Source organism: Collinsella sp. TF05-9AC (assembly GCF_003438495.1).
Lineage (GTDB): Bacteria > Actinomycetota > Coriobacteriia > Coriobacteriales > Coriobacteriaceae > Collinsella.
The window spans coordinates 1-5,429 of the sequence record NZ_QSSH01000056.1; the positions used below are offsets into that span (position 1 = coordinate 1).

The 5,429-nt window shown below is 52.3% G+C and carries 7 protein-coding genes and 1 tRNA gene; 1 reads left to right on the forward strand and 7 read right to left on the reverse strand.

What is annotated here, in order from left to right; genetic code table 11:
* Nucleotides 1-171: 171 nt before the first annotated feature.
* The 7 genes from DXC52_RS09680 to DXC52_RS09715 all read right to left on the reverse strand — a co-directional run bounded on the left by DXC52_RS09680 (nucleotide 172) and on the right by DXC52_RS09715 (nucleotide 4,751).
* A complete protein-coding gene (locus DXC52_RS09680; protein WP_147330622.1) occupies nucleotides 172-1,329 on the reverse strand; it encodes a hypothetical protein in 1,158 nt (385 codons plus the stop codon).
* 370 nt (nucleotides 1,330-1,699) lie between these two features.
* Nucleotides 1,700-1,774 (reverse strand) — tRNA-Val (locus DXC52_RS09685).
* Nucleotides 1,775-1,912: 138 nt separating this feature from the next.
* Nucleotides 1,913-2,701, reverse strand: coding sequence for a DUF3825 domain-containing protein (locus DXC52_RS09690; protein WP_117747082.1), 789 nt, complete (start codon nucleotides 2,699-2,701; stop codon nucleotides 1,913-1,915).
* A gap of 282 nt (nucleotides 2,702-2,983) precedes the next feature.
* Nucleotides 2,984-3,262, reverse strand: coding sequence for a DUF4160 domain-containing protein (locus DXC52_RS10435; protein ID WP_117747084.1), 279 nt, complete (start codon nucleotides 3,260-3,262; stop codon nucleotides 2,984-2,986).
* Nucleotides 3,262-3,528, reverse strand: coding sequence for a hypothetical protein (locus DXC52_RS09705; RefSeq protein WP_117747085.1), 267 nt, complete (start codon nucleotides 3,526-3,528; stop codon nucleotides 3,262-3,264). The genes DXC52_RS10435 and DXC52_RS09705 overlap by 1 nt, the downstream gene beginning before the upstream one ends.
* 228 nt (nucleotides 3,529-3,756) lie before the next feature.
* Nucleotides 3,757-4,281 carry a hypothetical protein gene (locus DXC52_RS09710; protein ID WP_117747086.1) on the reverse strand — a complete coding sequence of 175 codons (525 nt, stop codon included), beginning with the start codon at nucleotides 4,279-4,281 and terminating at the stop codon, nucleotides 3,757-3,759.
* 23 nt (nucleotides 4,282-4,304) lie between these two features.
* On the reverse strand, nucleotides 4,305-4,751 hold the full coding sequence (locus tag DXC52_RS09715) for a GIY-YIG nuclease family protein (RefSeq protein WP_117747087.1): 447 nt from the start codon (nucleotides 4,749-4,751) through the stop codon (nucleotides 4,305-4,307).
* A gap of 450 nt (nucleotides 4,752-5,201) precedes the next feature.
* On the opposite strand from DXC52_RS09715, the gene DXC52_RS10320 reads away from it, so the two are divergent.
* A partial coding sequence (locus tag DXC52_RS10320; RefSeq protein ID WP_233504933.1) for a hypothetical protein occupies nucleotides 5,202-5,429 on the forward strand: 228 nt, incomplete at its 3' end.

The following is a 5,429-nucleotide window of genomic DNA, read 5'->3' on the forward strand; positions in this document are numbered from 1 at the left end:
TGCCCGCTTCCCCCGAGAACAATTATCAGTGCAGGTAGACGGCCTGCGGTTTTTGCGAAATACGGGTTATGGTCGAGGGGTCGGGCTTAAACGTAGTAGATGGGCCGGTTTCGTGGCGGCGGCATCGCGGGCAGCCGACCGAGGGCGCCCGGAAGTGAGCAAGGAACCCGTCTAACGACCGATTTCCAGCCAGTTGCATAGTACGTTGGCTCGCAACTCCATTTCCGTCGCCTTTTGCGCCTTAGTTTTGCACCTATAGCGTAATTCCAAGCGCGAGCAAAGACTTCTCACGATCGCATCAAGCTGCTCGGCATCGTTAAGCATGTCGTGCGTAACCAGGAAGACGTCATACCCCATACTTTGCAGCGCTGTCATGCGTTTGGCATCGTGGTCGAGCACGGCGCCTGATCCGTGGATGACCTCTCCCTGAATCTCCACGATGCCTGCCTTCATTAAGGTTGGATTTACGATCACGATATCCCCGTAGCAGACTTTTTGCCCTGCAATGATCTGCGCCGATGCGGTAAGCGGCGTAAGGTCATTCACGAAAACGTTTCGAAAGCCGGCACCGCCGCGGGAGCGAGGAAGCGACAGCAATAGAATTCCCGCTACTTCTAGCGGGGAGGCCGCTATACCCGTAACCATCCGTGCGGCGTTATAGAACTTAACACCCCACTTACGGCTTTTCATCTTCCTGGCGTACTCATGAAGTTCGTGCAATTCGATAAGCGGCCTCCTCATCCAGAGCGAAGTGCCTTTGAGCTTCGTGATCTCTTTCGTCTTCTTTTGGACGATTGTTCCCTTTGCATTTACCTGCTCTTTAACTTTTTCGCGCGCATAAACGCGTTTCCATTGCGCTTCGTCTTGGCTCTCATCTAGTTCAAAGAGAGATTCGGTCGTGGAATCTTGAGCGGTGTCATCGGCCTTGATCAGTTCTTCTTCGGCTGCAGCGGTGGGTTCAAAGACGGAAAACCACCCACAGAACTCGTACATGGCAAGGACGAGATCGGTTTGAGACACAAAACGCGCCATGGTAAACAACGTTGCAAGCGGATTGGTTACCCTAAAGCCCAGCGCTGTTTCTAGTGTACTGTCCACCCCAGAAGCGTCTCCACAATGGATTGTTGTCCGTAATCCTGAATGGTAGTTAACGCCACCAGGCTCCGTCGTGGTAATAATCGGGGTCTTGAGGACGTCGGTTATGAAAGGGCCTTGGGATAGAGTTCGCCAGCCGTCTTCGGAATTAGACAGGCGTGGATAGAGGTCGCGAACCTGCGGTGGGCAGCGCCAGTAACGGAATGCGGTGTTTGCGCAGACGATCTCGTCCATGTGGGCCTCCCCTGGTTTCGGCTGCGGGCCGTGCGGATTGCGGGCATGGCCGATTATCTGCCGGGGCATCATGCGGATAAGTACGGGAAGCTGACCAAACACTGACCAAAAGCTTGACGCAATCTGTTGAAAAGCCGCCATAGGCATAAACGTGCTGGTACGAGCTGTGAGCCAGTGACCTCTGTCTCCACAATTGAACATAGATTACGCAGGGAATTCAATGAATGAACGCAGATGCATTGTGCAAAATGAGCAATGACGACACCTAAGGTGAACTGCGTAACATAAAACGCATTAGGTAACTTCGCTTCGATTTTGGTGTCAACAAGAAAAAGGCCAGAGGCTTAACACCTCTGACCTGTACTTTAGATGGTGGGCGATACAAGATTCGAACTTGTGACCCCATCCGTGTGAAGGATATGCTCTACCCCTGAGCCAATCGCCCGTCGCCTTTCGGCAAAAGAGATACTAACATAGCCGCACGTGGTTTACCAAGAACTTTTTGCCCCCGATTTTAAATTCGTGGGAGCAAGTCACACCGTTTCAACCCGGTCAGTCAACAAACCCGCAGCTTAACCACCCTTTATCGTTTAATCCACGAGGTCTCGGGGCGGCAAATAAGTCGCGCGTTGTTGTAGGCCATATCGAGTGTGAGGCAGGTGCGCGCGGCGTAGAAGCCGTCCTCGCGCTGGATGGTCAGCGCTAGCTCGGGCTTGTCTCCGGTAAGGCACAGCGGCAAGAGCAGCTGGATCCGGCCGCCGTAGAACTGCGGCACCGCGAGCGTGTAGTTGGCTGCGGCGCGGCGGGCGGCCTCGACGACGGCTCCCTCAAAGGCACGGCGCAGCAGCAGCGAGTTGCCCTCCCCCATCAGGCTGGCGGGAATGCGCGTAAGGTTTTCCTCGTCGCCCAGAATGTGGTCGATGTTGGAGCGGATGGGAAGGCGGTAGTCAAAGACAAGCTCGGAGGGGTCCTCGGCAAAGCGCACGCGGCACGGCAGGTACTCAAACGAGACCAGCATGGGGTCGCTCTCCTTAAAGAAGCCCTTCAAAAACCAGCGCTGGCGCGCGTCGGGCTTGGTGTTGGGCTCAAACAGGCCGTAGATGGTCTCGTAGCGGCGCGTGTACAGGCCGGTGTTAAACAGGCATCGGTCGTCGTCGAACACCAGCGGCAGGTTGGACGGCGCGGTCTGGTCCACGTCGCGCTCGGTCAAAAATACTGCGCGGCTAAACGAAAACGACAGGTAGTTCTTGAGAATGCGGTTGCAGGGACCCCAGTCCTCGGGATCAGCGAGGTCGGCCAAGCGCTCGTAACAGGGCTCGGGGCAAAACGCGAAGTCGTACACATTGCTGCACAGGGTGCTGGGGATCTCCATATGGCTTCCAATCAAGATAATGACAGGCGTGTGGATGCTTTGATTTTATACGTGCGACGGGTAGCCCGTGTCCACAACGCAACCGCGGCGCAGCTCGTCGGCGAGTTCTGCTCGCGTGCGGTTTCCGGAAACAAGGTCCTGGATCCAGGCGTAGTGCTGGTTGTCTTTGGGTTCCGGGCTATCGGAAAGTACGACTGGAGCACCAGCGGCGTAACGGGAAGGACCCGCCCGTCGACATCGGCAATCATGAGTTGACAAGTGTAATCATGGCTCAATTGCGGTTTAGCAATAGAATGTCAGGGAATCATCACCAAAGGTTTCGCGCCACTTGTCACAAATGTACCGATGGTTCATGGTGATTAGTTTTGAAAGATCCCTGAGATCCTTAGCCGGAATCTTGCTCTCGTTGTTCGCAACTGTGCATCCGCCATTTTTAGTGAGCCAAAACTTAGTCGAATTAGCTGCCGCCCTCTTTACCCCTACATGGATGTGAACGGGTTCTCCGTTTTCCGCAATCCAAAAGAACAGAACATACTGTCCAAAAACAAGAATTCGAGGCATTATGCCACCGCCGGTCCAGCTTTTTGCCGTTCTGCAAGCTCGAAGATAAACGGAGCGTTTGATCTAACGAACTCGGTCAAAAAATCCAGATCGTCATTAGAAAATCCTTCGACGTTAAACCATTTGACCGCAGGTAGAAAGCATTCTGCATGGTCAAAACCAAAATCAACCGGGCGCTCGACGGCTACGCGAACGGTCCCGTCGTCTCGTGTTTCTGAGTAGGCAAACTGAGTGCCGTCATCTAGCTGAACATAGCTCCAAAGCATTGCTGCCTCCTTAGTGTTTATATCCAAGTATAAACAGCCGCTTAGATGCAACGTGATGCGAATTGAATTATTCCCATAAGACCTGAACTGCTGATTATTTGTATTACTGAGATTTAAGCTATTTCACACTTCAGTGTCTTTTTGACATGATAACCGTCGCGGTGCGTTGATCATGGGGTTAGCAATAAAAGCCTAGCATAAGCAGAGTTCATCACTCCGTTCGCTGTCCTAGATAAATTCTCCCGTCTCCAGGTCAACGAAGTCCGCGAGCTTTATCTTTCCGCAGAAGCCGCTCCCCTTGTACTTTCCTGCATAGGTCTCAGAGTCAAACTTGAACGAAATGTTATAAAGCTTTCCGGTCTTTGTCTTCCTGATCAGCCCGTTTTCCAGCATGTATCTCAGTACCCTCATATGGCTTTCTCTATCGTTACCGTTTAGGTAAAAGCAACAGACACCTTGTTTGGAGCCCGCCGCGATGAGCGTTTCGGGATTCGAGTATTTGGCTTCTACGACGACGCCATCAAGAACTGCGGTTCCGACAATGTCGTTCATGAGGGCGGTTTTGAATGGAGAGAAGAAGAACATCCATTTGCCGCATTGGAAGGGATCTATGTCGTGGATTCGTTCCTTGTTGATAAACCAGATCCATGAGAACGATTTGACCCTGGCAATCGAGCCGGATTCGTTAAGAAGCGTTTCTTCGACGGACGGCGTTAATTCCTCGTTGTTGCCTGCGTTATTTGAGCTTGCCATTTCATTTAACCTAACATTCGCCTTTAATAGAGCACTTCATCAGCAGCCTCGAGCGCTTGTATCGCCGCGCGTTTTAGCTCATTGAGACTTTCGTAGCAGCTTCCCGACAGCGGGATTATTCGTACGTTGAATGAGTCACCGTACTTGTAGTCGGCATATACATCGCAATTGCCCCTACCGAGAAACTGTATGGCCGCCCGATCAATTGCCTTTGCGCTTTGGCCTACGTAGTACAGATCTTTGGTTGCATTATGGACAATGAAGATGCCAGTAATTTCGCCTTTCTGTGTCAGGGCCTTTCGCTGAGCCATAAACTCTTCGGCGCTTGCGACGATTTGCGGATCATCTTCTAGGAGGGATTGGCGTAGCCGCAGTAGTTTCTCTTGTTGCTTTGATGCTGTAATAACAAGAAGGAGCCCGTCTACAAAAAAGAACAAGCCAATAAGTAAGAAAGTAAAAAAGCGAGCCATATATGTTGGCACTCGATGGCAGAGCGTAAAAGAGACTGACAATTGCCAATACAAGACCAGCAGCGCTGACGACTTTTCCGATCGGGATGAGCCTTCTTGGAGGGGCCGATGCGACGGTTTTGATTTGATAGTAGTTCCTCATGGTATGGCTCCAGTGATATAGGCAATTGGATCCAAATGGAGCTTTATAAACGGCATCATTTGGATTGCAATTATCTTATCGCTCTGGCAGATGGGGTGTAAGGCTCAACATCGGTAATAGATCGAGAGGCAGTCGAGCTAAACAAAATAGTGCCGTCGCAGCGATAGCTGATACGGCACCAATCTCTAAGAAATTTGATTCAGTAGAAGGCTAAATACTTCTGTAATAGCTGCATTCATCCCTCCCCTGGTTTCGCATAAACGGGGTCTTAGCAACGATATACAGCAGCCGGGAGCACTGTCCCCAGAATGAAAAGCGTTAAGGAAGCGGCGATCATGTTGTTGTCGCTGGTCTTGGGGAGAGACGTGGAGGCCGCGGTTGCGGTTTTAGGCTTGGAGGCCTTGGCGACCGTGGTCTTGGTTACTGTCGTTGTTGTCTTGGTTGACGCGGCCGCGGGCTTTGGCGCGGGATTTGCCGAGGGTCCTGTGGTGGGCTCTCCGGCGGCGGGGTCGGCATCGGAGGAAGGCTCACCCGCC

Coding starts and splice junctions, on each gene's coding strand:
- DXC52_RS09705 (WP_117747085.1), bottom strand. CDS start 3,528: ATGCTTTGGAGCTATGTTCAGCTAGATGACGGCACTCAGTTTGCCTAC.
- DXC52_RS09710 (WP_117747086.1), bottom strand. CDS start 4,281: ATGGCAAGCTCAAATAACGCAGGCAACAACGAGGAATTAACGCCGTCC.
- DXC52_RS10435 (WP_117747084.1), bottom strand. CDS start 3,262: ATGCCTCGAATTCTTGTTTTTGGACAGTATGTTCTGTTCTTTTGGATT.
- DXC52_RS09715 (WP_117747087.1), bottom strand. CDS start 4,751: ATGGCTCGCTTTTTTACTTTCTTACTTATTGGCTTGTTCTTTTTTGTA.
- DXC52_RS09680 (WP_147330622.1), bottom strand. CDS start 1,329: ATGGACGAGATCGTCTGCGCAAACACCGCATTCCGTTACTGGCGCTGC.
- DXC52_RS09690 (WP_117747082.1), bottom strand. CDS start 2,701: ATGGAGATCCCCAGCACCCTGTGCAGCAATGTGTACGACTTCGCGTTT.